Source organism: Pseudomonas wadenswilerensis (assembly GCF_900497695.1).
Taxonomy (GTDB): domain Bacteria; phylum Pseudomonadota; class Gammaproteobacteria; order Pseudomonadales; family Pseudomonadaceae; genus Aquipseudomonas; species Aquipseudomonas wadenswilerensis.
This window is the reverse complement of sequence record NZ_UIDD01000008.1, coordinates 301,571-328,027: the sequence shown is the minus strand read 5'-3', so window position 1 is coordinate 328,027 and position 26,457 is coordinate 301,571. Positions and strand designations below refer to the sequence as shown.

At 62.8% G+C, this 26,457-nt stretch carries 26 protein-coding genes; 8 read left to right on the top strand and 18 right to left on the bottom strand.

The window, feature by feature from the left end; translation table 11 throughout:
• Positions 1-138 precede the first annotated feature (138 nt).
• From CCOS864_RS16975 to dmpG, 4 genes are read left to right on the top strand one after another with little or no spacing between them, the layout of a single operon-like run.
• The gene (locus tag CCOS864_RS16975; RefSeq protein WP_115087508.1) at positions 139-966 is read left to right on the top strand and encodes an alpha/beta fold hydrolase; all 828 of its coding nucleotides are present in this window, start codon (positions 139-141) and stop codon (positions 964-966) included.
• Positions 963-1,754 carry a fumarylacetoacetate hydrolase family protein gene (locus CCOS864_RS16970; protein WP_115087507.1) on the top strand — a complete coding sequence of 264 codons (792 nt, stop codon included), beginning with the start codon at positions 963-965 and terminating at the stop codon, positions 1,752-1,754. The genes CCOS864_RS16975 and CCOS864_RS16970 overlap by 4 nt, the downstream gene beginning before the upstream one ends.
• 18 nt (positions 1,755-1,772) lie before the next feature.
• The gene (locus CCOS864_RS16965) at positions 1,773-2,681 is read left to right on the top strand and encodes an acetaldehyde dehydrogenase (acetylating) (RefSeq protein WP_115087506.1); all 909 of its coding nucleotides are present in this window, start codon (positions 1,773-1,775) and stop codon (positions 2,679-2,681) included.
• A 13-nt stretch (positions 2,682-2,694) separates the two neighbouring features.
• Positions 2,695-3,729, top strand: a complete 1,035-nt coding sequence (gene dmpG, locus CCOS864_RS16960) for a 4-hydroxy-2-oxovalerate aldolase (RefSeq protein ID WP_115087505.1) — start codon at positions 2,695-2,697, stop codon at positions 3,727-3,729.
• Between the two features lie 147 nt (positions 3,730-3,876).
• Here dmpG and nudE read toward each other — a convergent pair whose 3' ends face one another.
• The 3 genes from nudE to CCOS864_RS16945 all read right to left on the bottom strand — a co-directional run bounded on the left by nudE (position 3,877) and on the right by CCOS864_RS16945 (position 6,831).
• On the bottom strand, positions 3,877-4,434 hold the full coding sequence (nudE, locus tag CCOS864_RS16955) for an ADP compounds hydrolase NudE (RefSeq protein ID WP_115087504.1): 558 nt from the start codon (positions 4,432-4,434) through the stop codon (positions 3,877-3,879).
• 91 nt (positions 4,435-4,525) lie between these two features.
• On the bottom strand, positions 4,526-5,656 hold the full coding sequence (locus CCOS864_RS16950) for a helix-turn-helix transcriptional regulator (RefSeq protein WP_115087503.1): 1,131 nt from the start codon (positions 5,654-5,656) through the stop codon (positions 4,526-4,528).
• Between the two features lie 131 nt (positions 5,657-5,787).
• Positions 5,788-6,831 carry a 3-ketosteroid-9-alpha-monooxygenase, oxygenase component gene (locus CCOS864_RS16945; RefSeq protein WP_115087502.1) on the bottom strand — a complete coding sequence of 348 codons (1,044 nt, stop codon included), beginning with the start codon at positions 6,829-6,831 and terminating at the stop codon, positions 5,788-5,790.
• A 144-nt stretch (positions 6,832-6,975) separates the two neighbouring features.
• Between CCOS864_RS16945 and CCOS864_RS16940 the strand changes: the two genes are divergently transcribed.
• Both CCOS864_RS16940 and CCOS864_RS16935 read left to right on the top strand, forming a co-directional pair.
• Complete coding sequence (locus CCOS864_RS16940) at positions 6,976-7,815, top strand: SDR family NAD(P)-dependent oxidoreductase (protein ID WP_115087501.1); 840 nt, start codon at positions 6,976-6,978, stop codon at positions 7,813-7,815.
• Entirely contained in the window at positions 7,802-8,728 is a 927-nt protein-coding gene (locus CCOS864_RS16935) for an alpha/beta hydrolase (RefSeq protein WP_115087500.1), read from the top strand. Before CCOS864_RS16940 ends, CCOS864_RS16935 begins: the two co-directional genes overlap by 14 nt.
• Before the next feature lie 267 nt (positions 8,729-8,995).
• On the opposite strand, the gene CCOS864_RS16930 is transcribed toward CCOS864_RS16935, so the two are convergent.
• The 12 genes from CCOS864_RS16930 to CCOS864_RS16875 all read right to left on the bottom strand — a co-directional run bounded on the left by CCOS864_RS16930 (position 8,996) and on the right by CCOS864_RS16875 (position 21,860).
• The gene (locus CCOS864_RS16930; protein WP_115087499.1) at positions 8,996-9,325 is read right to left on the bottom strand and encodes a hypothetical protein; all 330 of its coding nucleotides are present in this window, start codon (positions 9,323-9,325) and stop codon (positions 8,996-8,998) included.
• Between the two features lie 127 nt (positions 9,326-9,452).
• Positions 9,453-10,292, bottom strand: coding sequence for a glutathione-dependent disulfide-bond oxidoreductase (yghU, locus tag CCOS864_RS16925; RefSeq protein ID WP_115087498.1), 840 nt, complete (start codon positions 10,290-10,292; stop codon positions 9,453-9,455).
• A gap of 126 nt (positions 10,293-10,418) precedes the next feature.
• Positions 10,419-11,204, bottom strand: a complete 786-nt coding sequence (locus tag CCOS864_RS16920; protein ID WP_167458907.1) for a MipA/OmpV family protein — start codon at positions 11,202-11,204, stop codon at positions 10,419-10,421.
• 99 nt (positions 11,205-11,303) lie between these two features.
• On the bottom strand, positions 11,304-12,125 hold the full coding sequence (locus tag CCOS864_RS16915; protein ID WP_115087497.1) for an aspartyl/asparaginyl beta-hydroxylase domain-containing protein: 822 nt from the start codon (positions 12,123-12,125) through the stop codon (positions 11,304-11,306).
• Positions 12,126-12,211: 86 nt separating this feature from the next.
• Positions 12,212-12,646, bottom strand: a complete 435-nt coding sequence (locus CCOS864_RS16910; protein WP_115087496.1) for an N-acetyltransferase — start codon at positions 12,644-12,646, stop codon at positions 12,212-12,214.
• Complete coding sequence (locus tag CCOS864_RS16905; protein ID WP_115087495.1) at positions 12,630-15,758, bottom strand: efflux RND transporter permease subunit; 3,129 nt, start codon at positions 15,756-15,758, stop codon at positions 12,630-12,632. Before CCOS864_RS16905 ends, CCOS864_RS16910 begins: the two co-directional genes overlap by 17 nt.
• Complete coding sequence (locus tag CCOS864_RS16900) at positions 15,755-16,912, bottom strand: efflux RND transporter periplasmic adaptor subunit (protein ID WP_115087494.1); 1,158 nt, start codon at positions 16,910-16,912, stop codon at positions 15,755-15,757. The genes CCOS864_RS16905 and CCOS864_RS16900 overlap by 4 nt, the downstream gene beginning before the upstream one ends.
• A 72-nt stretch (positions 16,913-16,984) precedes the next feature.
• Complete coding sequence (locus CCOS864_RS16895; RefSeq protein ID WP_115087493.1) at positions 16,985-17,584, bottom strand: TetR/AcrR family transcriptional regulator; 600 nt, start codon at positions 17,582-17,584, stop codon at positions 16,985-16,987.
• An 84-nt stretch (positions 17,585-17,668) separates the two neighbouring features.
• Entirely contained in the window at positions 17,669-18,784 is a 1,116-nt protein-coding gene (locus CCOS864_RS16890; protein ID WP_115087492.1) for an agmatine deiminase family protein, read from the bottom strand.
• 24 nt (positions 18,785-18,808) lie between these two features.
• Positions 18,809-19,900 carry an extracellular solute-binding protein gene (locus tag CCOS864_RS16885; RefSeq protein WP_115087491.1) on the bottom strand — a complete coding sequence of 364 codons (1,092 nt, stop codon included), beginning with the start codon at positions 19,898-19,900 and terminating at the stop codon, positions 18,809-18,811.
• Entirely contained in the window at positions 19,897-20,802 is a 906-nt protein-coding gene (gene aguB / locus CCOS864_RS16880) for an N-carbamoylputrescine amidase (protein ID WP_115087490.1), read from the bottom strand. Before aguB ends, CCOS864_RS16885 begins: the two co-directional genes overlap by 4 nt.
• Positions 20,799-21,860, bottom strand: coding sequence for an agmatine deiminase family protein (locus CCOS864_RS16875; RefSeq protein ID WP_115087489.1), 1,062 nt, complete (start codon positions 21,858-21,860; stop codon positions 20,799-20,801). The genes aguB and CCOS864_RS16875 overlap by 4 nt, the downstream gene beginning before the upstream one ends.
• Positions 21,861-21,985: 125 nt before the next feature.
• Here CCOS864_RS16875 and CCOS864_RS16870 point away from each other — a divergent pair, with 125 nt between their 5' ends.
• Complete coding sequence (locus CCOS864_RS16870) at positions 21,986-22,879, top strand: LysR substrate-binding domain-containing protein (RefSeq protein ID WP_115087488.1); 894 nt, start codon at positions 21,986-21,988, stop codon at positions 22,877-22,879.
• Here CCOS864_RS16870 and CCOS864_RS16865 read toward each other — a convergent pair.
• From CCOS864_RS16865 to CCOS864_RS16855, 3 genes are all read right to left on the bottom strand, one after another.
• Positions 22,851-23,525 (bottom strand): polysaccharide lyase family 7 protein, encoded by a 675-nt coding sequence (locus tag CCOS864_RS16865; protein ID WP_115087487.1) that lies wholly within the window; start codon positions 23,523-23,525, stop codon positions 22,851-22,853. The genes CCOS864_RS16870 and CCOS864_RS16865 overlap by 29 nt on opposite strands.
• A gap of 168 nt (positions 23,526-23,693) precedes the next feature.
• Positions 23,694-24,794, bottom strand: coding sequence for a sigma-54 interaction domain-containing protein (locus CCOS864_RS16860; protein WP_115087486.1), 1,101 nt, complete (start codon positions 24,792-24,794; stop codon positions 23,694-23,696).
• Positions 24,795-24,804: 10 nt separating this feature from the next.
• Complete coding sequence (locus CCOS864_RS16855; protein WP_115087485.1) at positions 24,805-25,980, bottom strand: acyl-CoA dehydrogenase family protein; 1,176 nt, start codon at positions 25,978-25,980, stop codon at positions 24,805-24,807.
• Between the two features lie 214 nt (positions 25,981-26,194).
• Here CCOS864_RS16855 and CCOS864_RS16850 point away from each other — a divergent pair, with 214 nt between their 5' ends.
• Positions 26,195-26,410, top strand: a complete 216-nt coding sequence (locus CCOS864_RS16850; protein ID WP_010227092.1) for a TOBE domain-containing protein — start codon at positions 26,195-26,197, stop codon at positions 26,408-26,410.
• Positions 26,411-26,457 lie beyond the last annotated feature (47 nt).

Genomic DNA, 26,457 nt, shown 5'->3' with positions numbered 1-26,457 from the left:
CCACAGTAATGAGCTGGATGCTAGGCAGCGCACGGGCAGGGGCCAACGTCCGAAGGGACTAGTAGTCCTGTCGGACGATGTTGGCGCGGCGGCCGATCTCAATAATCCCGGTACAACAACAAGCCGGGAGGACACCTCATGGGCGCATCAGCGCAAGGGCACGTGGTAACGCTGCCCGATGGTTTGCAGCTGCATTACCAGGACGTTGGCACGGGCGAGGCGGTGGTGTTCATCCACGGCAGCGGCCCGGGCGCCAGCGGGCATAGCAACTTCAAACAGAACTACCCGGCATTCGCCGCGGCCGGGTATCGGGTGATCGTCCCCGACCTGCCCGGTTACGGCGCTTCGAGCAAGCCGCAAACGGTCTATAGCCTGGACTTTTTCGTCAGTGCCCTGGGCGGGTTGCTCGATGCCCTGGATATCCAGCGCTGCGTACTGATCGGCAACTCCCTGGGCGGTGCCATCGCCATCAAGCTGGCGCTGGACCAGCCGCAGCGGGTCAGCCGGCTGGTGCTCATGGCCCCAGGTGGGCTGATGGACAAGGAGCAGTACTACCTGCAAATGGAAGGCATCCAGAAGATGGGCGCCGCCTTTGCCAACGGCGAGCTCAACGATGCCGCCGGCATGCGCCGCCTGCTCAGCCTGCAGCTGTTCGACCCGGCGCTGATCAGCGACGAAACCGTGGCCGAGCGCGTCGCGGTGGTGGGCCAGCAGCCGACCTGCGTACTGTCGAGCATGCAGGTACCCAATCTGGCGTCGCGCTTGCCTGCGCTGCAGTGCCCGATCCTCGGCTTCTGGGGCATGAACGACAAGTTCTGCCCGGCTTCCGGCGCGCAGACCCTGCTTGCCGCCTGCAGCCGGATTCGCTTCGTGCTGCTCAGCGAATGCGGGCACTGGGTGATGGTCGAGCACCGCGAACTGTTCAACCGCGAATGCCTGGCGTTCCTCGCGGAGGCACGGGCATGAGCGAGCATTTGCATCGCCAGTATGGCGAAGAGCTGTACCAGGCCCTGTGCAGCGGCAGCACCCTGGTGCCGTTGAGCGAGCGTTGGGCGCAGATCAGCATCGAGGATGCCTACCATATCTCGCTTTACAGCATCGAGCGGCGGGTGGCGGCGGGTGACCGCATCGTCGGCAAGAAGATCGGCGTCACCTCGGCGGCGGTGCAGCGCATGCTCGATGTGCACCAGCCGGATTTCGGTTTTATCACCGAGCAGATGGCCTTTGCCGATGACGCGCAGATTTCCCTGAGCGCCAATCGCCTGATCCAGCCGCGCGCCGAAGGCGAGATTGCCTTCAAGCTCAAGCATGACCTGGTCGGCCCCGGCGTCACCGAGGCCGACGTACTGGCGGCGACCGAGTACGTCATGCCGTGTTTCGAGATCGTCGATTCACGCATCCAGGACTGGCGTATCCGCATCCAGGACACCGTCGCCGACAACGCCTCCTGCGGGGTTTTCGTGCTCGGTGACAGCCAGGTCGATCCGCGCCAGCTCGACCTGCCCAACCTGCGCATGCAGGTGTTCAAGAACGGCGAGCTGATCAGCGAAGGCCTTGGCTCGGCGGTGCAGGGCAACCCGCTGACCGCGGTGGCCTGGCTGGCCAACACCCTGGGCGCCTTCGGCATCCCGTTCAAGGCCGGGGAAATCATCCTTTCCGGCTCGCTGGTGCCGTTGGAGCCTGCCAGGGCCGGCGACCAGTTCTCCCTGACCATCGACGGCCTGGGCAGCGCCCGGGTGTCGTTCTGTGCCTGACCTGCGAGGTTGACGCGAATGAGCAAGAAACTGAAAGCGGCCATTATCGGGCCGGGTAACATCGGCACGGATTTGCTGATGAAAATGTGTCGCTCCGAGTGGATCGAACCGGTGTGGATGGTCGGTGTCGACCCACAGTCCGAAGGCCTCAAGCGCGCCCGCGAACTGGGCGTGAAGACCACCGCCGACGGCCTGGACGGGTTGCTGCCGCACGTACTCGACGATGATATTCGTATCGCCTTCGATGCCACTTCGGCCTATGTGCATGCGCACAACAGCCGCAAGCTCAACGCGCTGGGGGTGATCATGGTCGACCTCACGCCGGCGGCCATCGGGCCGTTCTGCGTGCCGCCGGTCAACCTCAAACAGCATGCGGCGACGCTGGCGATGAACGTCAACATGGTCACCTGCGGTGGCCAGGCGACCATCCCCATGGTTGCGGCGGTGTCGCGCATCCAGTCGGTGGCCTATGGCGAGATCGTCGCCACGGTGTCTTCCGGCTCGGTGGGCCCGGGCACCCGGCAGAACATCGACGAATTCACCCGCACCACCGCCGGTGCCGTCGAGCAGATCGGTGGCGCCCGGCGCGGCAAGGCGATCATCGTCATCAACCCGGCCGAGCCGCCGCTGATGATGCGCGACACCATCCACTGCCTGACCGACGAGGAGCCCGACCGCGAGGCCATCCGCGCTTCGGTGCTGAGCATGGTCAAGGAAGTGCAGCGCTACGTGCCCGGCTACAAGCTGATCAACGGGCCGATTTTCGATGGCCGCAAGGTGTCGATCTTCATCGAGGTCGAAGGCCTCGGCGATTTCCTGCCCAAGTCCGCCGGCAACCTCGACATCATGACCGCTGCGGGTTTGCGCACTGCCGAGATGTTTGCCGAAGAAGCCCACAAGGGCACCCTGCAATTGCCCGTCCGTTGAGTGGAGAACTGCCATGAATCTGCAAGGTAAAAGCGTCCGTCTGCACGACATGAGCCTGCGCGACGGGATGCACGCCAAACGTCACCAGATCAGCCTGGAGCAGATGATCGCGGTGGCCAGCGGCCTGGATGCGGCCGGTGTGCCGCTGATTGAAATCACCCATGGCGATGGCCTGGGTGGGGCTTCGCTGAACTACGGATTTCCTGCCCACAGCGATGAGGAATACTTCGCGGCGGTGATCCCCAGGCTCAAACAGGCCAAGGTGTCGGCCTTGCTGCTACCGGGAATCGGCACCCTTGATCACCTGAAAATGGCCCATGAACATGGCGTCTCGACCATTCGTGTGGCGACCCACTGCACCGAAGCGGATGTTTCCGGCCAGCACATCGGCATGGCGGCGAAGATGGGCCTGGACACCGTCGGTTTCCTGATGATGGCGCACATGGTCAGCGCGGAAAAACTGCTGGAACAGGCGCGGCTGATGGAAAGCTACGGCGCCAACTGCATCTATTGCACCGACTCCGCGGGCTACATGCTGCCGGCTGAAGTCAGCGAGAAGATTGGCCTGTTGCGTGCCGGTTTGAATGCCAGCACCGAAGTCGGTTTTCATGGCCACCACAACCTGGGCATGGCGATTGCCAACTCGCTGGCGGCTATCGAGGCCGGCGCCGTGCGCATCGACGGCTCGGTTGCCGGGCTGGGGGCGGGGGCGGGCAACACGCCGCTGGAAGTGTTCGTCGCCGTGCTGGAGCGCATGGGCGTGAGCAGCGGCGTTGACCTGTACCGAATCATGGACGTGGCCGAGGACCTGGTGGTGCCGATGATGGACCAACCCATTCGTCTCGACCGTGATGCCCTGACCCTGGGTTATGCCGGGGTCTACAGTTCGTTCCTGTTGTTTGCCAAGCGTGCCGAGCTCAAGTACGGCATTGCCGCGCGGGACTTGCTGGTAGAGCTAGGGCGGCGGGGCACGGTGGGCGGTCAGGAAGACATGATCGAAGACCTGGCCCTGACCCTGTCGCGGGCGCGTGGGGTGATGCCGACCTGAGAGGCGCGCTGGCTTCATCGCCGGCAAGGCCGGCTCCCACAATGGATCTGAGTACAGCGCTGAACCTGTGGGAGCTGGCCTTGCCAGCGATCGAGCGCATAGCGCTCGTAGTTCAGACAACTCCTTGCTGCGCAGGCTGCCCCGGCCTCATCGCGGGTCAAGCCCGCTCCCACAGGCCCCCATGGCCATGAACAACGCAGCAATCGCCCGGGCCTCATGCAACTCCCCACTGGCCACCCGTTCCGGGATCTGCGCCAGCGGTACCTTGATGCATTCCAGCGGCTCGGGCTCATCTCCGTCCAGGGCACAAGGGCTCAGGTCCTGGGCCAGTACCACGCGATAACGATGACACAAATGCCCCGGTGCCAGGGTCAGTTCGCCCAGTTCGGTCAGCCGTGCCGCGCGCAGGCCGACTTCTTCGCACAGCTCGCGCTGCGCCGCCTGCAGGTAGCTTTCATCCGCTTCGGCACCGCCCTTGGGCAGCCCGAGGATGGTGCCCTCTACACCCACGGCGTACTCGCGCACCATCAGCACATGCTCGGGATCGGGCATCGCCACCAGCATCACCGAGCGGTAGCCGGTACCGCGCAAACGTTCGTAGATGCGCCGCTGGCCATTGCTGAATTGCAGGTGCAGGGCTTCGATCTGGAAATGGCTGCTTTCAGCCAGCAGTTCGGTCTTGAGGATGGTCGGACAATTACGCATATGCAGGCCCACGCGGTGACGGAGGGTGGATGCCTGCACTGTGCGCTGTACTTGGCGGCCCGCCATCGTCCAAGCGGACGAGGGCGCCGCTTCAGCCGAGGGTCGCCACGCTGCGCAAAATCAAGCGCACCAGCATGGTCTGGCGGGTCACGCCGGTCTTGGAAAAGGTCGAACGCAGGTGGGCACGCGAGGTGTTGCGGCTGATACCCAGTTCTTCCGAGGCTTCATCCAGGGTCAGGCCGTTGGCCAACAGCATGGCCAGCTGGGTTTCGGCCGGGGTGAAATCGAACAGCGCACGGACGATCTCCTGCGGCGCTGACGATTGCTGCTCCGGGTCGCTGATGAAGATCACCACGGTCGGGCATTGCTTGCCTTCGCTCCAGGTCGACAGCGGTACCGAGCGCACGATGATGCCAAGGTCGGCGCGCCCGGACGGGCGTTGCACGCGCATGGCCTCGACCACCGAGGGGTTGCTGCTTTTTTGCGACAGCAGTGATTGCTTGACCAGGCGGCGGAACTCCTGGGTGTCGCGCGCGGTACCGACCTGCAGGCCGTCGTTGACCAGCTTGATGCCGTCCTTTTCCTGGATCAGCCGCTCGGCAACCTGGTTGGTCTGCAGCACCTTGCCGGTTTCGTCGAGGATGATGGTGCCCACCGCCATCTGGTCGACGGCGCCGGCGTAGAGGTTGCGTTCGGTTTCGATGCGGTTGAGCTGCATGTGCAGCTTGATCGAGCGTTCCAGGTGCGGGATGAAACGCGCCAGCAGGGTTTTTTCTTCATCGCCGAAGGGCTGGTCGTTACGCCCGCGGCTGATGCGGATGCGGCACTGGGCGCCATCACAGGTGTTGATGTCGGCACCGAGGATATGGAACACGTCCACCGGCTCGAGAAAATTCTTGTAGAACTCCGATTGCAGCAGCTCGTCGTTGGAAACGTAGCTGGCGAGGGTCACCACTTCACGGTTGGGCAGGTCGACGAATGGGTCGAGGGCAAAGAAATGCTTGTTATAGGAGGCGGTGGTTTCGCTCGAACTGCCGGTGGTGTTGACCATCAGGCCGTCGACGTGGGCGCTGGGCGGGCGCAGGATGAAGGTGACGTATTTGCTGTGCAGCTGCAGGTTGAGCTGGTTGAGGAAGGTGACCCAGGGAATGTTCTCCATTGGCCCTTGGTAGAGGTGACCGAGCAAGTCGCTGAACGACTCTAGGGTGAGGCACGGCTGCATAGGGAACTACCATTTTTTATTATTAGCGTTGGCGATGGCAGAGAATAATCGTCGTCGACGCGTGCACGCAACGCTCCGTACACGCATCCGGACAGGCGTAACGCACGCCTGTCCGAAGCTGTCGGCAAGGCTCAGGCACGCTCGCCGTCAAGTACCACGAAACGCTTGTTGTCACGGGTCTCGGCAGGCAGCAGGGCGACGTCGGTATAGAACTGTTCGTACCAGCGCCGCAACTGGTAGACCGGGCCATCGCCGTCGCACAGCAGCGGGTTGTCGACCCGGGTCTTGCTGTGCCAGATCGCCACGTCTTCGTAGAAGGCGGCCTGGGCCTGTTGCACATAGGCCTTGGCCATGGCCTGGTTCTGTTCCTCGCTCAGCCCGGGGATCTTTTTCACCAGCACGCCATAGCGCAGGGTGAAGCTGTTGAGGTCGATCGGCACATGGCAGTTGAGCAGGATCGAGTGGATCGGCTGGCCGTTCATCGCCCCGGTCATTTCGGTGATCTGGTAGGCCGGGCCGAAGTAGGTGGCCACGGTGCTCAGCTCGCTGTCGCCAGACAGGCGCTCGCTGCGGGCGCGCATGATCTGGGTGGCCAGGTGGCCTTCGAAAACGTTGCTGAACTCGGCCACCGGCGCGCCATGGACCGTGCCGAAGTGCGCCATGTCGGCGACGTTGTCGATCAGCTCGCGGCAGTTGGTGTCGATCTGCAATTCGGCCACTTCCCAGCTGGCCCACTCGTCACTGAAACAGGCATCGATGCGCGGGATCGCCTGCTCGGCGATCGGCGGGTTGCCTTGCGGGTCGTTCCAGACGAACAGCAGCTGGTTTTCCTCCATGATCGGCCAGCGCTTGACCTTGGCCCGTGGCGGAATGCGCTTGGCGTAGGGAATGTCGTCGCACACGCCATCGGCGCCCCAGCGCCAGCTGTGGAACGGGCAGCGAATCGAGTTGCCTTCGATGCAGCCGGTGCTCAGATCAGCGCCCATGTGCGGGCAGAAGCCGTCGAGAATGTTCAGTTGGCCGTCTTCACCCTGGAACGCCACCAGGCGGGTGCCAAACACGTCCAGGCGGTGGGCCTTGCCATCACGGTATTGCGCGGCCAGGCCCAGGCAGTGCCAACCACGGGCGTAGCGGTCTTCCAGCAGCTTGGCTTCAATGCGGTGCAGGGTGCTCATCTTATTGTTCTCCGGTGTATCACGGGGTGTGCTGTGCGAGTGATTCTGCCGCCCCTGTACTGGCGGGCATCGTCTGAACGGACGATGGCCGCCCGCTGGCTGACGGCTCTACTGGTGCAATCAAGCCAGCAGCGGGAGAGCAAAATGAGCAACGAGCAGGGGCGGGTGGCGGTGATTACCGGCGCAGCCAGCGGTATTGGCCGGGGCCTGGCCGAGCATGCGGCAGGGCTGGGCATGCAGTTGGTGCTGGCCGATGTCGATGGTCCGGGCTTGCAGACGCTCTGCGCGCAGCTGCAAGGGCAGGGGGCGCAGGCGATCGCCCAGGTGACCGATGTCAGCGATGTGACCCAGGTCGAGCGCCTGCGCGATGTCGTCCTGGCGCATTTTCAGCGGGTCGACCTGCTGTTCAACAATGCCGGGGTGATGCAGACCGGCTACAGCTGGGAAATCAGCCACGAGCAATGGCAGCGCATGCTCGCCATCAACCTGCAGGGGACGATCAATGGCATCCGCAGTTTTGTCCCGCTGTTGCTCAAGCAAGGCCACCCGGCACAGGTGATCAATACCGCGTCGCTCGCCGGGCTGCTCAGCAGCCCGTTGATGGCGCCGTACAACGTCACCAAGCAGGCGGTGGTGGCGTTGTCCGAGACCCTGCAGTTCGAGTTGAGCATGCTCGGCGCCCAGGTCTCGGTGTCGGTGCTCTGCCCGGGGCCGGTGGCCAGTGAAATCATGGCCTCGAACCAGGCCCGCGATCAGGCCGGCACAGCGTTCAGCGCCGTACTTGACGACAGCATCCGCCAGGGCATGACGCCCCGCGCCTTGGCCGCCCAGGTGTTTGCGGCCCTGGCCGAGCAGCGCTTCTGGATCTTCCCCCATAAAGACTTCAAACCCGCCCTGGAGCTGCGCCTGCGCAGCATCCTTGAAGAAACCAACCCGCAGTTCCAGATGATCGATGTGCAAGGAGATACCCATGCCGCTCGATAAGCAGATCGCCGCTGTGCTTGAGCCGTTCAGCGCCCAGGGTGAGCCCGACTACGACCAGCTCGATGCCGCGCAGTACCGCCAGTATGCCGACCACCTGTTGCCGCCGATCCCGGGCCCGGTCATGGCTGAAGTGCGCGACCTGCGGGTGGCCGGCGCTGCCGGTGAGCTGGATGCCCGGCTGTATCGGCCGCTGGATCAGGACAACCTGCCGCTGCTGGTGTTCTTCCATGGTGGCGGCTTTGTCATCGGCACACTCGAAACCCATGACCACCTGTGCCGGGCGCTGGCCAGTGCAACCGGCGCGGTGGTGGTCTCGGTTGCCTACCGGCTGGCACCGGAGGCGCGCTTCCCGGCGGCGCCGCTCGATTGCTATGCCGCCACCTGCTGGCTGGTCGAGCAGGCCGGCAGCCTGCGGGTCGATGGCAGCCGCCTGGCACTGGCCGGCGACAGCGCCGGGGCCAACCTGGCGATCGCCGTCAGCCGCCTGGCCGCACAGCACCAGGGCCCGCGGATCCGCTATCAGTGCCTGTTCTACCCGGTCACCGATGGCCGTTGCGACAGCGCTTCATACCAGGCGTATGGCGAAGGTTATCTGTTGTCGCGGGCGATGATGGCCTGGTTCTGGCGCAGCTACCTGCAACGCCCGGAGCAGGTTGAGGATCCATTGGCCTCACCGCTGCTCGCCGAATCGCTGAGCGGGATGCCAGCCACCACGCTGATCACTGCCGAGTACGATCCGCTACGCGACGAAGGCGAAGCCTTTGCCGAGCGCTTGCAGCGGGCGGGTGTGGCGACTCGGGTCGAGCGCTGCGCGGGCATGGTGCATGGTTTCATCAGCATGACGGCGTTTGTCGAACGCGCTGCCACGGCCCTGGCCGGCGCCGCGGCAGACCTGCGCCGGGCGCTGGTCTGAGCGGCGGTTTTCTAGTCCGTTTGGACGAAGCAGGTTGTCGCAGCAGTTTTTAGTCTGGGGCGCACAACGTCTTTTCCTCGTCTGTGGTGGAATGGCCATGAAAACAACAAAAACAATTTGCCTTGCCTTGACTGTCTGCGCCTTTGGCGCAGCCTATACCGCTCTTCTGAACCGCCCGTTACCGGCGCCAGTGACCATGGCTTACTACTGCCAACCCGGCTTCCAGCCTTGTTACATCCCGGTGCCGAGTGTTGCCAGGTTGATGCCCTAGGCTTTCTTGCCCAACGCCAGCAGCGCTCTCTCGTGGCTCAGTGGCTGCATGACTCCGGGCGAATCGCTGATGTGCACATACAGGTAGTGCTGGCCTTGGTCATCGCGCAGTATCCGGTGCACCTGGATCGCCTCCGGGTGATAGCGGCGCTGGGTGCGGTCGAGCAGCACTTCGTGGTGATCAATCCGGAGCCGTCGCAGTGCCGTTTCGAACTCGCTGTCGACGGCCTCGCGCAGCTTGCGCATGCGGCGTATCGACAGATAGCCAAGGCCAAAGGTCAGCGCGAAGAAGAACAGCGCCTGCAACAGTGATTTGTAGTGCTCCATCCTGGATTTGATTAACTCTTGATTCGTGTGGTGAGCGGCGCTTGCTTGACCTGACCGTGGAGCACAATGGCTATCCCTGCCAGTATTTGCCACACAGTACCCGAGTTTGACGTCGAATGCTGTTGCCTCAATCCAGATCCTGCGCCGAATGCCGCTCTGCCACCTGACTCGCCTCATCGCCCCAGGTGCGGTTCACCCGCAGGCCGCGGAGCACCGCCGGGCGTTCGGCAATCGCTTGTGCCCAGCGTTGCACGTGGGTGTAGTCCTGCACGCCGAGGAACTCGCCCGCCGAGTACAACCTGCCCAACGCCAGCTGGCCATACCAGGACCAGACGGCAATATCGGCGATGGTGTAGCTATCACCGGCCAGGTACTTGCTTTCCGCCAGGCGGCGGTCGAGCACATCCAGCTGACGCTTGGTTTCCATGGTGAAGCGGTTGATCGGGTACTCGAATTTTTCCGGCGCGTAGGCGTAGAAGTGACCGAAGCCGCCGCCCAGGTAGGGCGCCGAACCCATCTGCCAGAACAGCCAGTTCATGGTCTCGGTACGACCGGCCGGGTCGGTCGGCAGGAACTCAGCGAATTTTTCGGCAAGGTAGAGCAGGATCGAACCGGACTCGAACACCCGCAGCGGCGGCTGCACGCTGTAGTCGAGCAGGGCAGGGATCTTCGAGTTGGGGTTGACCTCGACGAAGCCGCTGGAGAACTGCTCGCCTTCGCTGATGCGAATCAGCCAAGCGTCGTACTCGGCGCCGGTATGCCCGAGCGCCAGCAGCTCTTCGAGGAGGATGGTGACCTTCACGCCATTGGGCGTGGCCAGGGAATACAGTTGCAGCGGCTGCTTGCCCACGGGCAGGGCCTTGTCGTGGGTCGGGCCGGCCAGCGGACGGTTGATGTTGGCGAACTCGCCGCCAGACGGCGCGTCGTGCTGCCAGACCCGAGGCGGGACATAGGGTGCCTTGCTCATGCGATGAACCTCCTGGTGTGCTCGAGGGGCTCATGTTCCGGTCTGGCGCGCGCGGTTGTCAAACAGGGCTGCTGGTGCTTCCCGGGGAGCCTGCGGCACAGGCTCCGGGGCTAAAGGGCGGGCGTTCTAGAAGCTGTACTCGAGCACGCTGGCGATGGAGGTTTGCACCCGGCGGTCGACGATCGGACTGTCACTCACATGCCCGGAGAGGTTCTGCACATCCAGCAGGGTATGCAGGCGGGTGTTTTCGCCCAGTGGCAGACTCCAGGTCAAGTTGACGCCCTGACTTACCAGGCCGCCGTGGGTCTTGTGTGCGGCAAAGCGGCTGTTGGCGGCTTGCTGCTCGCTGACGCCGTACCAGGTGCGGACGTAGTCGGCGTCACCAAACAGCGCATTGATGTTGCCGGTCAGGCTACCAAAATCACCTTCGTACAACGATGTGCCGACACTCAGCTCCAGGGTCTGGTAGGCGGAGCCGGTGTCTTTGTTGCTGTCTTTTTTCAGCGCATGTTCGAACGTCGCACCGAAGGTGACCGGCCCCCAGGTGTAGGACCCTTCCATGCCCACCAGGGCGCGGGATTTGATCGATCCCATGCCACGCAGGCGATCGGAGCCGCGGTAGCCTTTTTTGCGGTCTTTTCGCTCGTCGCTGGTGCCGATGTAGGTGCTGAAACTGGCGTCATCCCATTCCTGTTTCCAGCCTAGGCCTTTGTCCTGTAGGAAGAATCCATAAGGGCTTTCGATCTCGAAGCCGAGCATCGGTACTGTCGAGCGCTCACTGCTGCCGCTGTAACGGGGTGCATTGGCCGCGCCGCCTTGCAGGGTAAATAGCCAATCGTCAGCCAATAAGTCCGCTGAGGCGGTCACCAGGCAGAGGCCGGTCAATGCAGTGTAAATCCTTGTTATCTTCATGGTGGTTTACGTTGTTCTCGTGGGCTAAAGTTTGTTTAGGGTACGGGACTTGGTTGTTATCATCAGTGTGCAGAATGTAAAACTCTGTTAGTGCCATGATTATTCAATGGGCTTCCAGTTTTTGTAGAACATCCGGCGAAGCCCGAAGACCAACTTCGAGAACAGCAGCACCAGGCCGCTCAGTAGGCGGTGAACAGGGGAAGGGCGGACGATGTCGATAAACAGGCAATAACGTTTGCCGCTGCTGTTGTTGTACGAGGCATGTAGCAGGGTGTCATCGAAAATAAACAACGGCTGGTCGTGCCAGTAGTGCTTTTCCTGTTTTACCTGGATGTATACACCTTCGTTGTGCAACGGTGGGCTGATGTTGTAAAGCACCCGCAGCATCAAACGCAACGGCCCAAAATGAAAAGAGGTTGACTGGTTTTCATTGAACACCGACACGCCCACCGTCTTTACATAAGCGAACGGTTGCTGAAGCGCAGGAATATTCAGTTGCGTGCTGGACGAGCGCCCGTACCACTGGAAGAACAACATCCCGCGCTTGTTGTTGTGCATCCGCGATTCCAGGTGTCGGATGATCTCGAACTTGTGCCGCAGCGAAATCTCGATCACCTGACGGACCTCGCGATTGCAGGCGTCAGGCAGGTCATGCAACTGATAGATGTGCTTGTTGGGTTTGCACAGCAGGTCGATCAGGGTGTTGAAGGGTGACAGCACCCAGGTATTGCGCCCGCCACCGAGAAAATATTTTTTGACGATGTGTTTGTCGACCGCACCGTTACGGCCGAGGTCATAAACACCGCAGGCGACAAACATCAGTATTAACCCTAGCGTCAGCAGGGTGTTCGAGTAAATTAGAAAAGCCACTACAGCGAAGCTCGCCAAGTGGACGATCTGTTTGCGAAGTTTTTTGCTCATGCGTACCGCCTGAAATAAGTCAGCTGTCCCGGATTACAGCGTATCGGGAGTTGCTGTAACGTTCTTTCAGGCAAATGTAATAGAGTTTACATCTGCTGTTTGCGGGTACTCATGAAGTACTCCGGGTGGCCGGTGTGTTCATCCACGGATTCGTTGATGATGGTAAAACCCTGTGCCAGGTAAAACTGCACGCTGGCGCTGTTTTCTTTATACACCGACAGCGTCAATTCTGTGCAGTGCTGCTTGGCATGGGTAATCAACGCTTTGCCAATACCTTGACCTTGGCACGCCGGGCGGACAAAGATCGCCGCCAGGTTATTATCATGTACTGCATAAAAGCCAGTCGTTTTGCCTGCTGCTTCGAATACATAAGCCTGCGAGGCGGGTAAGTAGAGCGTGCGCATGTTGTCGACCTGGTCTTGCCAAACGGCCGGGTCGACAAAGTCATGCGCCTGGATCGAGGCCGTTAACCAGATATCCAGAACTGCATCCATGTCGTTTGCTTCAAATTGTCTGATCATTGCGTGCCTCTGTTAGTTGCTGTTGCGCTGCAGCCCGGTCTTGCGCGGTCACGGAAGTGAGTTTTGCCAGGCGCGGGGCCAGCCAGTTGTTCAGGTCGTCCATATAGCTGAAGACCACCGGTACGAAGACCAGGCTGAGCAAGGTCGACGTCACCAGTCCGCCGATAACGGCAATCGCCATGGGCCCGCGAAAGCCCGCATCGGCGCCGCTGCTGAGGACCGCTGGAATCATACCGGCGACCATGGCGATGGTGGTCATTACGATTGGCCTGGCACGTTCGGCACCTGACTGTATCAGTGCCAGGTGCCGGGGCATGCCGGCGCGGCGTTTTTCGATGATGAATTCGACCATCAGAATCGAGTTCTTGGTGACGATGCCCATCAGCATCAGCAAACCGATAACCACCGGCAGGTCGATGGCGGCGCCATACAACAGCAGGCCGCCGATGGCACCGCCGACTGCCAGGGGCAGGGAGACGAGGATGGTCACTGGCTGCAGGAAGTCGCGAAACAGCAGGACCAGCACGGCAAATACCATGAGGATGCCGAAGGTCATGGCCGTGGCGAACCTCTCGAACATTTCATTCATGTACTCGGCGTCGCCATACTCCACTTCGCGCACGCCAAGGGGCAGGTGCTGCAAGGCGGGTGTGGCCTGGATCGCTTCCAGGGCCGAGCCGATGGTCACCCCGGCCAGATCGGCGTCCACCGAGATTCGCCGCAGCCGGTCGAAGCGTTCGATCCTTGTCGGGCCACTGCCGTAGTCGATGTCGGCGACACTGTACAGCGCCAGCGTGCCGCCATTGTCGCTGGCCACCCGCAGGTTGCGCAGCGTGTCGAGGTCGCCTTGCTGCGCCTCGGCAAGTTGCACGCGAATCGGTACTTGCCGGTCGTGGAAGTTGAAGCGCGCTGAATTGGCATTGATATCGCCCAAGGTGGCAATTCGCGCCACGGTGCCGATGGCCTGGGCACTGACGCCAGAGCGCGCGGCCTCATCCAGGCGCGGGCGGATCAACAGCTCCGGGCGCGGCAAGGGTTCGTTGACCTGGACATTGGCCAGTCCCTTGATCATGCGCATATCGCTTTGCAGCGCGTAAGCGGCTTGGGACAGTTGCTGGGCGTCGGCACCGACGAGAATCACCGAGATGTCTCGCGCCGCACTGTCGCTGCGAAAGGCAAAGCGCACATCGGCGAACTCACCGAGGACCGGTCGTAGTGCGTGTTCGAATGCCTTCTGGCTCACCTCGCGCTGCTCGGGTGGCACCAGGCGCACCAGCAATTGGCCGCTGGCGACATCGGTGGCGCCGGAGGCATCTTCGCCGCCTGCGGTGCTGAAAACGAACATCACTTGTGGCTGCTGGCGCAGTTTCGCGGCCATCTGTTGCAGGGTCCGGTCGGTCTGCGCCAGGGGCGTGCCGGGTGGCAGGGAGACATCGATGCGGCTCAGGCTGGTATCGCTGACCGGCATGAAACCCGAAGGCAGCAACGGTACCAGGGCAAAGGAGGCCAGCAGGAAAACCGCCGCGATCACCAGGCTCTTGCGTCGATGCGCCAGTGCCCACTCAAGCAGGCGCAGATAGCGAGCGAGCAAACCAGTGGGCGCTTGCGTTGCCTGCTGCTGATGTTCAGTCGATTTGGGCTTGAGCAAGTAGGCGGCCATCAGCGGCGTCACCAGCCGTGCCACCAGCAGTGAGCTCAACACCGCTGCCGACACGGTGATGCCGAAGGGGGTGAAATACTGGCCGACAAAGCCGCCGATAAAACTGACCGGCAGGAATACCGCAACGATGGTCGCGGTAATTGCCACCACGGCAAAGCCGATAGCATCGGAGGCATCAATGGCCGCCTGGTAGGGGCGCTTGCCTTGATCCAGGTGACGCTCGATGTTCTCGATTTCGACAATTGCATCGTCGACCAGGATGCCGATTACCAGGGTCAGGGCCAGCAAGGTGATGCTGTTGAGGCTGTAGCCGAACCAGGCCATGGCGGCGAAGGTCGGCAGGATCGACAAGGGCAGGGCGATGGCCGCCACCAGGGTCGCGCGCCAGTTGCGCAGGAACAGGAACACCACCAGCACCGTCAGCAGCGCGCCTTCGATCAGGGTCATGATCGCGGCGTTGTAGCTGGCCAGCGTGTAGTCGACCATCGAGGCGACCTGCTGGACTTCGATATCCGGGTGATGTTGCTGCAGGCGCTGGAGCGCAGCCTCTACCCCTGCGGCCACCCGGGTATCGCTGGAGCCCTTGGCGCGAAACACGGCAAAACCGACCACCTGCTCACCGTTCAGGCGCGCCAGCGAGCGCATTTCACCGGCGCCATCGACCACGCTTGCCAGCTCGTTCAACCGCGCCCAGCGTCCGTCCGGCAGGGCGATTGGGGTGTCGCCCAGGGCTTGCACGGTCAGGGCGCTGCCCAGTGTGCGTATGGATTGCTCGCTGTCGGCGAGAATCGCCCGCCCGCCAGGCACGTTGCTGTTGCTGTGCAGCAGCTGGGTGTTGACCTGGTCGGCCGAGATGCCCAGCGCCTCAAGGCGATCGGGCTTGAGTTCGACCTTGACCTCACGCTCGAGGCCGCCCAGGCGCTGCACTTTTTGCACCCCGGGCACGCCAAGCAGTTCCCGGCCGAGTACATCATCGACAAACCAGGACAGGTCCACGGCATTGCGGGCGCTGGATTTGACGGCGTAGTTGAGGATCGCTCCGCCCTCGACATCAATGCGCGTGACCAGCGGCTCTTCGATAGTCTGCGGCAAGTCCGCGCGAATTTGCCCGATGGCGTCGCGGATGTCGTTGGCGGCCCGGTCGGGGTCGACACCGAGCTGGAACTCCACGGTGGTGACCGAGATGGCATCGGCGATCGTCGAGGTGATGTGACGGATACCGGCCAGGCCGGACACCGCGCGCTCGACCCGCTGGGTGACCGCATGTTCGAGTTCGCTCGGCGCGGCACCGACCTGGACTACGGCGACGGTGATCACCGGAAAGTCGACCCGCGGGTTGGCGTTGATCGGCAGGTCGGCAAAGGAAATCCAGCCCGCCACGGCCAGCACCAGGAACAATACCAGGGTAGGGATGGGCCGCCGAATGGCCCAGGACGACACCGCCAGGTTCATTGCTCCAGCTCCTGTGCCAGGCTGACCACGTCGCCGTTGCGCACGAAGGCCGAGGCGCTTGCCACTACCCGCTCACCGGCGGCAAGGCCGCTGCTGACCTGCACCCGCAGGCTGTTGCGCTGGCCGAGGACCACGCTACGCACGCTCGCCTGGCCCTTGATGTCCAGGACCATGACGGTGGCGCCGCCATCGTCGGCAAAGGTCACCGCCCGTAGCGGAATGACCACCGCGGCCGCGGTAGTGCCGGTTTCGATCCTGCTGCTGGCGAAACTGCCAGCGCGCACATCGGCCGTTGCCGCGAGGCTGATGCGCACGCGCCCGAGCCGGGTGCCGGCATCCACCTTGGGCGCCAGCAAACGCACCGTGCCGGCAACGCTATCGGCCATGCCGGCAACTTGCACCTGTACCTCGGTACCGACCCGGATGGTCTGCAGCGCACTTTGCGCCAGCTCGCCATCGAGCTCGAGTTGCCCGTCACGTATCAGTTTGAACAGCGGCTCACTACCGGCCATGGCACCCAACCGCGCGTGGCGTTCGGAGATGATGCCGTTGACCGGGGCCAGGATGATGGCCTTGTCGCGGCGAGTGCGGGCGTCAGTCAATTGCGCGATGGCCTGTTGGTGCTCGGCCTGGGCGGCAGCCAACGCGGCGGCGCTGGAGTGGGCCTGGGCGCGCTGCTGGTCGAGTTGCTGGGCGCTGACCGCACCGATGCTGCCCAACTCATTGATTCGCGCCAGGCTGGCCTGTGCCTCGGTGTCGAGCGCTTGCTGCTGCTTGATCAGGGCGGCATTGCGATTGAGGGTGGCCTCGGCCTGGCGTACCTGGGCGTCGAGGGTATCGGTTTCCAGCTGCGCCAGCAGTTGCCCGGCCACCACTGTGTCGCCTTCTTCGACCAGTACCCTGGCAATGCGCGTGTCTTGCAGCGCGGTACCAATGGACACCTCGTCGCGGGCCACCAGGCTGCCGGTGACGTGGAGGGTCTGGCTCACGGTGCCGGGTTCGGCCAGCACGCTGCTGACCTTGAGCAAGGGCACTTGCGGGGGGGAGATATCCGGTTGCTCGCTGGCAGGCATCACCAGCACCCAGCCAGCCACGAGCAGTAGCAACAGGCCGGGGATCAACAGGCGGGGTTTGTCTCGCAGCACAAAAGCCATCGCGATCAATCTCGAGTGGGCATATCAACAAGGGGAGGTAACAACGAGTACAACAGGCCGATATCGGGCTGCTTATGGCTGCAACTGCAGGAACCTGCGGATGATCGTACGCAGCATCGGTTTATGGGCTTTGGCCTTGAAGCCTGGCTCGAGCACGACGCGGCCGATGCCGCCTTCGGTCAGGGCGATCAGCCAGGTCGCGGCTATCGGTGTATCCAGCGTCGGGTCAATCTGCCCGGCTTCGATGCCGCGCTTGAGCAAGGCCTGGAGATCGGCTTTGACCTTGGCGTCATTGGCGGCAAGCAGGGCTCCGACCTCGGGGTTGCGCAAGGCTTCGGCGGCGACTTCGAGGCTGATCCGGGCGTAGGTGGGGTCGCTGCACAACTCCATCATGTCGATGGCGATGTTCTCGATTGCAACGAGGGTGTCCTTGGCCTTGGCGTGGTGGGCGATCAACTCGGCCATGCCATGCTGGTCGTCCTGGGCAATGGCTTCGATGATCGCGTTCTTGCTGGGGAAGTAGTGGAACAGGTTGCCCGGGCTCATGCCCGCAGCGGCGCAGATTTGCGCCGTCGAGGTGGAGTGAAAGCCATTGCGGGCGAAGCATTCGATGGCCGCATCGAGGATCTGCTTGCGTTTGGCGGCGACTTTTTCCGGGTCTACGGTTCTCATATCTGGCTCATTAATAGACTGACTGATCGATCTATTATTGGCCTACCGCTGCACGCCGTCAAGCGAGCAAGGCGGCGGGTTGGATTACTGCCGGGTATCAGGCATGTTCTTGCTGATGCAATGAATCCCGCCGCCACCGGCGGCAATCGGGTCGATGTTGACCTGCTCGATGATCCGCCCCGGGTACAGTTTGCTGAGCAATTGCTTGCAGTGCTGGTCGGCCTGCGGGTCGCCAAATTGCGGCGCGATCACCGCGCCATTGATCGGCAGGTAGTTGATGTAGCCGGCGGCAAACTCCGGGTTGTCGCGGGTGAAGCGGTTGCTGCGCAGTTTGCTTGGCGGCGGCAGCAGGTGCACGGTCAACGGGCGGCCGTCGGCGTCGGTGGCCTGCTTGAGGATCTCCAGGTGCTTGCGGGTGACTCGGTAATCGTAGGAGTCAGGGTCATTGTCGAGGTTGGCGATCACCACCCCCGGTTTGACGAAGCGCGCATAGAAGTCGACATGGGCATCGGTGATGTCCTGGCCCTTGATACCCGGCAGCCAGATGATCTTGCGCAGGCCAAGGTTGGCTTTAAGCTCGGCCTCGACGTCGCGGCGGCTCCAGTCCGGGTTGCGGTTGGCGTTGACCCAGCAGCTTTCGGTGATGATCGCCGTGCCATGGCCATCCACTTCGATGCCGCCGCCTTCGCCGGTCAGCTCGCTTTGCAGGTAGGGCACGCCCAGGGTTTCGCTGAGCGTTGCCGCCACCCGGCTATCGTTGCGGTGGCGTTGCTTGTTGCCCCAGCCGTTGAAGTTGAAGTCCATCAGCGCGCTGTTGCCGTCGTCGTCGATGACAAAGCAGCCGCCGTAATCGCGGATCCAGATGTCGTCCAGTGCCACAGGCAGGAACTCGATGTTGTCGGTGCCGCATTGCTGGCGTGCCTCAGCCAGGTCTTCGGGACGGCAGAGTACGGTGACCGGCTGGTACCGGGCGATGGTACGGGCCAGTTGCGCGATACAGCTGTTGACCGCGTCCGCCTGGTCTTCCCAGACATTTTCGGCGGCGGCGAAGGCCAGGAAGATCCGTCGCTGGGCCTGGTCTTCTTCGGGCATGAACCAGCGCTCGTCAGCGGCCATGGCCAGGCGCAACGGGCCGAGGCCGAGGCCGGCGATGCCGGCGGCGACTGACAAATGTTTGAGAAAGGTACGACGGGGTGTCATCGGTATGGCTCTCGTGGTGGCGGCTCAATGGGCCGAGGAAGTCTTGAGGGTGGTCCAGGTGCGCATGCGCGCGCGCATGTCTTTCTGGGAAATGTCCTTGCCCGGGACCAGCCGCGCGTAGGTTTCATCGCTGACATAGATGTCTGGGTTGTCACGCATCTGCGGCTCGACCAGCGGCCGCGCCTTGGCGCTGGAGGTGGGGTAGCCGGTGAACGAACTGATGGCGGCCATCTGCTGCGGCTGCATGACGAAGTTGATAAAAGCGTAGGCGTATTCCGGGTGGGCGGCGTCGGCAGGAATGGCCATGCTGTCCATCCAGATGGTCGTGCCTTCAACCGGGATGTGGTAACGGAACTCGACCTTTTTACCGGCGGCATCGGCGGTGCGCTGGGCCTGGATCATGTCGCCGCTGTAGCCGAGCGAAATGCAGGTATCGCCATTGACCAGCTGGGTCACCGGCTGCGACTGGAACTTGCGGATGTACGGCTTGATCGCCCCCAGCATCTGGCGGGCGGCGAGCAGGTCGTCGGCCTTGCCGCTGCGCGGGTCCTTGCCCAGGTAGTGGAGCACCACCGCCAGCACTTCGTCGGGGGAGTCGATCATCGAGATACCGCAGTCGGCCAGCAGCGCGGCGTTCTCTGGCTTGAACAACAGGTCGAGGCTGTTGACCGGGGCATTGGCGATGCGTTGCTCGATGGCTGCGCGGTTGTAGGTCAGGCCGATGCTGCCCCAGGTGTAGGGCACGGTGCTCTCGCGTGAATTGGGGTAACGCTGGTGCAGGCGCTGCAGGCCAGGCTCGATGTCTGCCAGGTGCTCGAGCTTGCCCGGGTCGAGCTTCTGCAGGGCCCCGGCGCGGGCCAGGCGCTCGGCCACGGTGTCGCCGGGGAAGATCAGGTCATAGCCGCTGTTGCCTGACAGCAGCTTGGCCTCCAGGGTTTCGCTGCTGTCCATGACGTCGTAGATGACCTTGATGCCGGTCTGGGCGGTGAAGTCCTTGAGGGTGTCTTCGGCAAAGTAATCCGCCCAGTTGTACAGGCGCAGGGCTTTGTCTTCGGCGCCGGCCAGGCTGCAGCTCAGGGCCAGGGAAACGGCGATCAGGGTTTTCAGGCTGTTCATGCGCCTTGCCTCCAGGTGGTGTGCGGGTGACGGCCATCCAGGCTCAACAGCGTGCCGTACATCTCCGGGCGACGGTCGCGGTAGATGCCCCAGGTCAGGCGCTCCTCGCGCATCTGCGTCAGGTCCAGCTCGGCCAGCAGCATGCAGGTGTTGTCGCGATCGGCTTCGGCCAGCAGGCGGCCCTTGTGGTCGGTGATAAACGACGAGCCGTAAAAGCGCATGTGCAGGTCGGCATCGCTGCGCGCCACTTCAACGCCGGTGCGATTGGCGGTGATCACCGGGAGGATGTTGGCGGCGGCGTGGCCGCGCTGGGTCAGTTGCCAATGGTCGCGTGAATCCAGGGCCGCGGCGCCGGGTTCGGAGCCGATGGCGGTGGGGAACAGCAGGATTTCCGCGCCCTGCAAGGCCAGGCAGCGAGCGGTTTCGGGGAACCACTGGTCCCAGCAGATGCCCACGCCGAGGCGCCCGGCGGCGGTGTCCCAGACCTTGAAGCCGGTATCGCCGGGGCTGAAGTATTCCTTCTCCTGGTAGCCGATGGCGTTGGGGATGTGGGTCTTGCGATAGACACCGAGCAAGCGCCCGTCGGCATCGGCCACGGTCAGCGAATTGAAGTAGGCGTTGCCGGCCTGTTCGAACCAGCTCAGCGGCAGCACCACCCCCAGCTCTGCGGCCAGGGCGGCAAAGCGTTGCAGCAGCGGGCTGTTGTCATAGGGTTCGGCCAGCGCCAGATGCTCGTGGCATTGCTCGATGCAGAAGTAGGGCGTGGCGAACAGCTCCGGTAGCAGGATCAGCTTGGCCCCGGCTGAGGCTGCCTCGCGCACCAGTTGCTCGGCTTTATCGAGGTTGCCTTCAAGGTTCCAGCTGCAGGCGAACTGCAAGCTGGCGACGGTCAGCGCGCTCACTGCTTGCCTCCCGCCAGGGGCCAGGCCGGTTGCTGCTGGGTGATGCAATGTACGCCGCCACCGCCGTGGGCCAGCTGGTTGATCTGCACCGGTACCACGGTGCGGCCGGGGAAGGCCTGCTGCAGGGTGGCAGCCGCCTGCTGGTCGGCGTCGATGCCGTAGGCCGGCATGATCACCGCGTCGTTGCACAGGTAGAAGTTGGTGTAGGAGGCGCAGAACACTTCGGCGTCGGTATCGACGGCAGCCGAGGCTTCGTACAGGTCGATCAGCTCGAAGCCACGGCCACGGGCGTCGGTCGCCAGTTCAAGGGCGCGGCGGTTCTCTTTGGCCACCTGGGCGTAGACGGAGGATTTGTCGTGGGTCGCGTCGACCAGCAATACGCCGGGTCGGGCGAAAGCACAGACGCCGTCGACGTGGCCATCGGTCATGTCGCCCGTGACGTAATCCGGGTCGCCCGGCAGCCAGATGACTTTGTTCACCCCCAGCAGGCGCACGAAGATTTCCTCGATATCCTTTTTGCCCAGGCCCGGGTTGCGGTTGGGGTTGAGCAGTACCGATTCGGTGGTGATCAGCGTGCCGTCGCCGTCGACATGAATGGCGCCGCCTTCGTTGGCCAGGAAGCTGCCAAAGCAGGGCAGGCCCAGGCCATTGAGCACACGGCGGGCCAGGCCTTCATCAAGGTCATGGGCCGACTTGGCACCCCAGGCGTTGAAGCGCCAGCTGACCCCGGCCAGGCCCTGTTGCGGGTGGCAGATGAAGCTTGGACCGGAGTCGCGGCACCAGCTGTCGTTGACGGCGATTTCGATCAGCTCGATGTTGGCCCCGCACAGCGCCCGGGCCTGGCCGACCGCGCTGGGGTCGACCACCATCTTCACCGGCTCGAAGCGGGCGATGGCGTTGGCGACCCGGGCGAAATCGACCTGCACATCCGCCAGGGTCACGCCCCAGGTCGACTCCCACAGGGCCTGGTTGTGCGGCCAGACCATCCAGGTGGCGGCGTGTCGGGCCCATTCGGCGGGCATGAACCAGCCGTTGTTGTTGGCGCTGTCGTTGTGCATTGCAATAACCTTCAGTTAAGTAATTGTTTTCAGCGTTGTTGCCTGGGTGTCCATGCTATAACTGGGCTTTGCACCTGAACAAACGATGGATTTTGCCGATATATGATTAGCTGGGCTTATCAATCATGTTGAAACACTGGCCACCCCTCAATACCTTGCGCGGCTTTGAAGCGGCAGCGCGCCTGGGCAGTTTTCACAAGGCCGCCGAAGAGTTGCACCTGACCCAGTCGGCGATCAGCCAGCAGATCCGCAGCCTGGAAAACTACCTGGAGCAACCGCTGTTCTTTCGCGAAGGGCGCAGTGTGTCGCTCACCGATGCCGGCCATGACCTGCTCAGCACCACTCAGGTAATGCTGCAACAACTGACCGTAGGCATTCGCCGCCTGGAGCAGTACCGCAAACCCAACCAACTGGTGGTCAACACTACTCCGGCGTTCGCCCGGCACTGGCTGGTGCCGCACCTGGGCGACTTCCATCGCCGGCACCCGGAAGTGGACCTGTGGCTGTTCACCAGCGATGAAATCCCCGACATGACCACCCAGACGATTGACGTCGCGGTGCGTGACGACATCAGCGCCCAGGCCGATTGTGGCTTTCGTGTGTTGTTGCAGGATCGCTTGTATCCGGCCTGTCACCCGCGCTTGCTGGCGCAAGAGGTGCAGCAGCGGACCACTTTGCATGGCGAGCGGGAAATGGACTGGAGCTACTGGCACACCCAGGGTGGCGAGGGCGTAGGGCAGAAGCTGCAGGGCCTGAATTTTTCCGACCCTGGGCAGTTGCTCGACGCTGCCAGCCAGGGCTTGGGTATTGCGCTGGTGAGTGCCTTGCTGGCCGAGCAGGCTCGTGTGCAAGGCAGCCTGGTGGCCCTGACCGAGCAGACCGTGCGCGGTCCCAAATGGGCATGGCTGGTGCACCGCAACAGTGAAGGGGAGGCCTTGACTGTGAGCTTCTGCCAATGGCTGGAGCAGCGCCTGGCGGGCAGCTCAGGGCTTAATGGTGACCCAGCGCCAGCGCGTTGATGATGCAGATTGAACCGTCAGTGCTGGGGGTGCTGTCGCTGTAGTCGATCTGGTTGTAGACCCCGCCATGGAAGTTGAAAGTGCGGCTGTTCCAGCTGCTGTCCATCTGCAGTGCGCCACTGCTGCCGGTAGTGCCGTTGCAGGTAGCGACGAGGGTGACCACGCCTTGGGCGGTGACATCGAGGATGATCTCGAACGCGGCGCCCAGCGGCACGTTGGCCAGCAGGGTGACGCTGGCCGGGGCAGCCTGGTTGTAGCTCTGGCGAAAGCCGTAGGTGAGCTTGCCCTTGTTCCAGAACACCTTGACCGCCGGGCTGTCGTCGTTCTTGACGTGCAATTGGGAGATCACCACCTTCTGCGCCGAGTTGACCTTGCTCAGGGTCATGGTCTGGTGGTTGTGGTGTTTGGCGGCGCTGCTGAGTGACCAGTAGGTGGGTTCTTTCCATTCGCAGCGGGTGCGGTGAGTGCTTTTGCTTGAGGCGCCCTTGGTCGGGGCGGTGAAGCGGACCGAGCCGTCGCTCAAGGTGGCGATGACCTGTGGCAGTTGTTCAAGCGCCTGGGCACCGGTCAATTCCAGGGCGGTGGGGTCGGTGCTGGACTTGGGCACCGGGGTGGTGATGGTGAGTCGGTCGATGTTGACGCTCATGTGTTTCTCCTTCGGTTTTGGATGTGGGCCCTCTCTGAAATGAATGTGGGCTTGAGCTAATATTTAGCTGTAAGCTAAATATTCGTCAATGGCTAAATTAATTGCTGGCTGCAATTTCTGTGAGAGGTGCAAGACCTGTGGGAGCGGGCTTGACCCGCGATGAGTCCACTAGATGGACAGATTCAGCACCCGCTCGCCCTGGGTATTCCCCGCAGGCTGCCTGCGATTCACCGCCAGCTCGCCCATCTTGATCAACCGGGTACGGGTGACGTTGCGACTCAGCCCGAGCAGGTTCGCCGTATGCACCTGGTTGTAATGACTGAACCGATACGCCGCCCGCAACAGCGCATCCTCGACCTTCTCGTGCAAGGCGCCGCCGGGCTGCTCGAAGAGTTTCTGGAAGGCCCGCTCCAGCAGCCCCTCAGCCGAGTCATCACTGCCGGGGCTGTCGTCGGCGCGTTCGATGCGCATGTTCGACAGGCGCAGGTCCTCCTGGCGGATCACGCCGTCGCGGCAGATCAACAAGGTGTGATGGATGACGTTTTCCAGCTCGCGAATATTGCCCGGCCAGCCATAGCCGCGCAGCTTGGCTTCGGCCTCGCTGCTGAGGCTGACCTCGCCATAGCCCAGGCGCTGGCTGTAGGCCTGGATGAAGTGGCGGGTCAACGGCAGGATGTCGCCCGGGCGTTCGCGCAGCGGCACCAGCTCCAGGCTGACCACGTCGAGACGGTAGTACAGGTCTTCGCGAAAATGCCCGGCGTTGATGGCTTTTTCCAGCTGCACGTTGGTCGCCGCCAGCACCCGCACATCGATGGGGATGCTCTTGCGCGAGCCCAGGCGCACCACTTCGCGCTCTTGCAACACGCGCAGCAGCTTGACCTGGATCGGCATCGGCAAGTCGCCGATCTCGTCGAGGAACAGGGTGCCGCCGTTGGCTTCTTCGAACCAGCCGGCCTTGGAGCTGAGGGCGCCGGTGAATGCGCCTTTTTCGTGACCGAACAGCTCGGCCTCGACCAGCGATTCGGAAAACGCCCCGCAGTTGACCGCCACGAAAGGCTTGTCGCGCCGGCCGCTCAAGTTGTGGATGTGGCGGGCCACCAGCTCTTTGCCGGTGCCGGTTTCGCCGATGATCAGTACGCTGGCTTCACTCGGCGCAACCCGCTGCAGGTGCGCCAGCAAGGCCCGCGACTTGGGGTCTTCAAACACTTGCGCAGTGGCGCGGATCGAGGTGGCCAGGGCCGGGGAGGGCGGTAGGGTCAACAATTGCATGGCGGTCACACTATGAGTAGAAGGTCGGAGTCGGCAATTGCCCACGCAGGGCCCATTCACCGAGTTCGTGCAGCTTGTAGTCGAGCGGGTCGTGCAGGCTCTGGGTGCGCAGGTTGCGCCAGTGCCGGTCGAGGCCCACCGAGGCCTGGGTGGCGCGGGCACCGGTGACTTCAAACACCTTGCTGCAAATCTCCAGGCCATCACGGCTGGCGGCAACCTTGGCGGTGGCAATGGTTACGGCCAGGCGCCCGCGTTGTTCGGCACTCAACGCCGCGCCCCTGCCCCAGGCCTGGTCCAGCTCGAGGGCGGCCTGCTCGACCAACAAACGTGCGCCCTGCAGGCGCACCCAGAAGTCGCCGAAATGGTTGAGCACGTAAGGGTCGGCGCTGCTCTGCTCGGCGGGTGACTTGAACCATGGCCGCGATTCGCGCAAGGCGTAATGCCGGGCCTCGTCGAAGGCGCCTTCGGCGATGCCAAGGAAGATATTGGCGAAATGCAGCTGGGCAATCAGCGGCCGCAGACAGGCGAACGGCGTGCTCAAGGGGCCGGGCTCAAGCAGCAGGTCGCTTTCTTCCACCCGGACCCGTTCGAAGGTGGCGCTGCCACTGTCGGTCTGGCGCTGACCCATGTTGTGCCAGTCGTTGTGCAGGGTGATACCGGTGCGGCCGCTGGGAATCGCCGCGATCAACAGCTTGCCGCCCGCGCTTTCGTCCACCGCCGAGGCGATGAGCATTTCCGAATCGCTGGCGCCGGAGCAGAAGCTCTTTTTGCCGGAGAATTCACGAAAGCTGCCGCGGTCCTTGACCACCGTGCGGGTGTCCAGCGGGTTGAGGGCGTTGCCCCAGAACCAGCTCTTGCGCGCGGTCAGTTCGAACCACGGCTGCCACTGCGCCGGGGTGGCAAACAGACGCACGGTGGCGAGCATCAGGTGATGAAAGCCGAACACGTGGGCCAGCGAGCTGTCGACACGGGCGAATTCACGGACCACGTCGAAGGTTTGCGTCCAGCTGGCGCCCAGCCCGCCGAAGTCGCGGGGGATGCTCAAGGCCAGCAGGCCGCTGTTGCGGATGGCATCGCGCTCGGCCTTGGGCGTGCCGCCCTGGCGGTCGCGCTCGACTGCGGTGCGGGCGAACTCACTGGCCAGTTCCCGCGCGATTTGCAGAGGGGTCGATGGAGTGCTGTGCAAAGGTGGCGCTCACTTGCTCTATGAGGGTGGCACCGATGCTAAAGGATCTAAAAAACTGAAAATAAATAACTTATGGATCTTTCTATATGACGATTTTTATATTTCTTTTGGTTCTATATTCGTAAGTATTTATTCTTTTTAATTTTATCTGCCCAGGCGCACTCTGCACCTCAAGCACTGCGCGGCAGTGCACCCCAGGACGAGGAAGCAGCGCATGACCATCAAGGCGATCAACGTACGCAATCAGTTCAAAGGCACGGTCAAGGAGATCATCGAAGGCCCGGTGGTCTCGGAAATCGATGTGCAGACCTCCGCTGGCATCGTCACCTCGGTGATCACCACCCGCTCGGTGCACGAGCTGGAACTGCGGGTCGGCAGTGAAGTGATTGCCTTCGTCAAATCCACCGAGGTATCGATCGCCAAGCTATGAAGGACAGGAACAAAAACAGGCCGAGCCCCGGCGACGGGGCTCGGCCT

Bases quoted from the DNA above. Each gene is read 5' to 3' on its own strand.
- CCOS864_RS16975 (WP_115087508.1), top strand. From the start codon at position 139: ATGGGCGCATCAGCGCAAGGGCACGTGGTAACGCTGCCCGATGGTTTG.
- CCOS864_RS16970 (WP_115087507.1), top strand. From the start codon at position 963: ATGAGCGAGCATTTGCATCGCCAGTATGGCGAAGAGCTGTACCAGGCC.
- CCOS864_RS16965 (WP_115087506.1), top strand. From the start codon at position 1,773: ATGAGCAAGAAACTGAAAGCGGCCATTATCGGGCCGGGTAACATCGGC.
- dmpG (WP_115087505.1), top strand. From the start codon at position 2,695: ATGAATCTGCAAGGTAAAAGCGTCCGTCTGCACGACATGAGCCTGCGC.
- nudE (WP_115087504.1), bottom strand. From the start codon at position 4,434: ATGCGTAATTGTCCGACCATCCTCAAGACCGAACTGCTGGCTGAAAGC.
- CCOS864_RS16950 (WP_115087503.1), bottom strand. From the start codon at position 5,656: ATGCAGCCGTGCCTCACCCTAGAGTCGTTCAGCGACTTGCTCGGTCAC.
- CCOS864_RS16945 (WP_115087502.1), bottom strand. From the start codon at position 6,831: ATGAGCACCCTGCACCGCATTGAAGCCAAGCTGCTGGAAGACCGCTAC.
- CCOS864_RS16940 (WP_115087501.1), top strand. From the start codon at position 6,976: ATGAGCAACGAGCAGGGGCGGGTGGCGGTGATTACCGGCGCAGCCAGC.
- CCOS864_RS16935 (WP_115087500.1), top strand. From the start codon at position 7,802: ATGCCGCTCGATAAGCAGATCGCCGCTGTGCTTGAGCCGTTCAGCGCC.
- CCOS864_RS16930 (WP_115087499.1), bottom strand. From the start codon at position 9,325: ATGGAGCACTACAAATCACTGTTGCAGGCGCTGTTCTTCTTCGCGCTG.
- yghU (WP_115087498.1), bottom strand. From the start codon at position 10,292: ATGAGCAAGGCACCCTATGTCCCGCCTCGGGTCTGGCAGCACGACGCG.
- CCOS864_RS16920 (WP_167458907.1), bottom strand. From the start codon at position 11,204: ATGAAGATAACAAGGATTTACACTGCATTGACCGGCCTCTGCCTGGTG.
- CCOS864_RS16915 (WP_115087497.1), bottom strand. From the start codon at position 12,125: ATGAGCAAAAAACTTCGCAAACAGATCGTCCACTTGGCGAGCTTCGCT.
- CCOS864_RS16910 (WP_115087496.1), bottom strand. From the start codon at position 12,646: ATGATCAGACAATTTGAAGCAAACGACATGGATGCAGTTCTGGATATC.
- CCOS864_RS16905 (WP_115087495.1), bottom strand. From the start codon at position 15,758: ATGAACCTGGCGGTGTCGTCCTGGGCCATTCGGCGGCCCATCCCTACC.
- CCOS864_RS16900 (WP_115087494.1), bottom strand. From the start codon at position 16,912: ATGGCTTTTGTGCTGCGAGACAAACCCCGCCTGTTGATCCCCGGCCTG.
- CCOS864_RS16895 (WP_115087493.1), bottom strand. From the start codon at position 17,584: ATGAGAACCGTAGACCCGGAAAAAGTCGCCGCCAAACGCAAGCAGATC.
- CCOS864_RS16890 (WP_115087492.1), bottom strand. From the start codon at position 18,784: ATGACACCCCGTCGTACCTTTCTCAAACATTTGTCAGTCGCCGCCGGC.
- CCOS864_RS16885 (WP_115087491.1), bottom strand. From the start codon at position 19,900: ATGAACAGCCTGAAAACCCTGATCGCCGTTTCCCTGGCCCTGAGCTGC.
- CCOS864_RS16875 (WP_115087489.1), bottom strand. From the start codon at position 21,860: ATGCACAACGACAGCGCCAACAACAACGGCTGGTTCATGCCCGCCGAA.
- CCOS864_RS16870 (WP_115087488.1), top strand. From the start codon at position 21,986: ATGTTGAAACACTGGCCACCCCTCAATACCTTGCGCGGCTTTGAAGCG.
- CCOS864_RS16865 (WP_115087487.1), bottom strand. From the start codon at position 23,525: ATGAGCGTCAACATCGACCGACTCACCATCACCACCCCGGTGCCCAAG.
- CCOS864_RS16860 (WP_115087486.1), bottom strand. From the start codon at position 24,794: ATGCAATTGTTGACCCTACCGCCCTCCCCGGCCCTGGCCACCTCGATC.
- CCOS864_RS16850 (WP_010227092.1), top strand. From the start codon at position 26,195: ATGACCATCAAGGCGATCAACGTACGCAATCAGTTCAAAGGCACGGTC.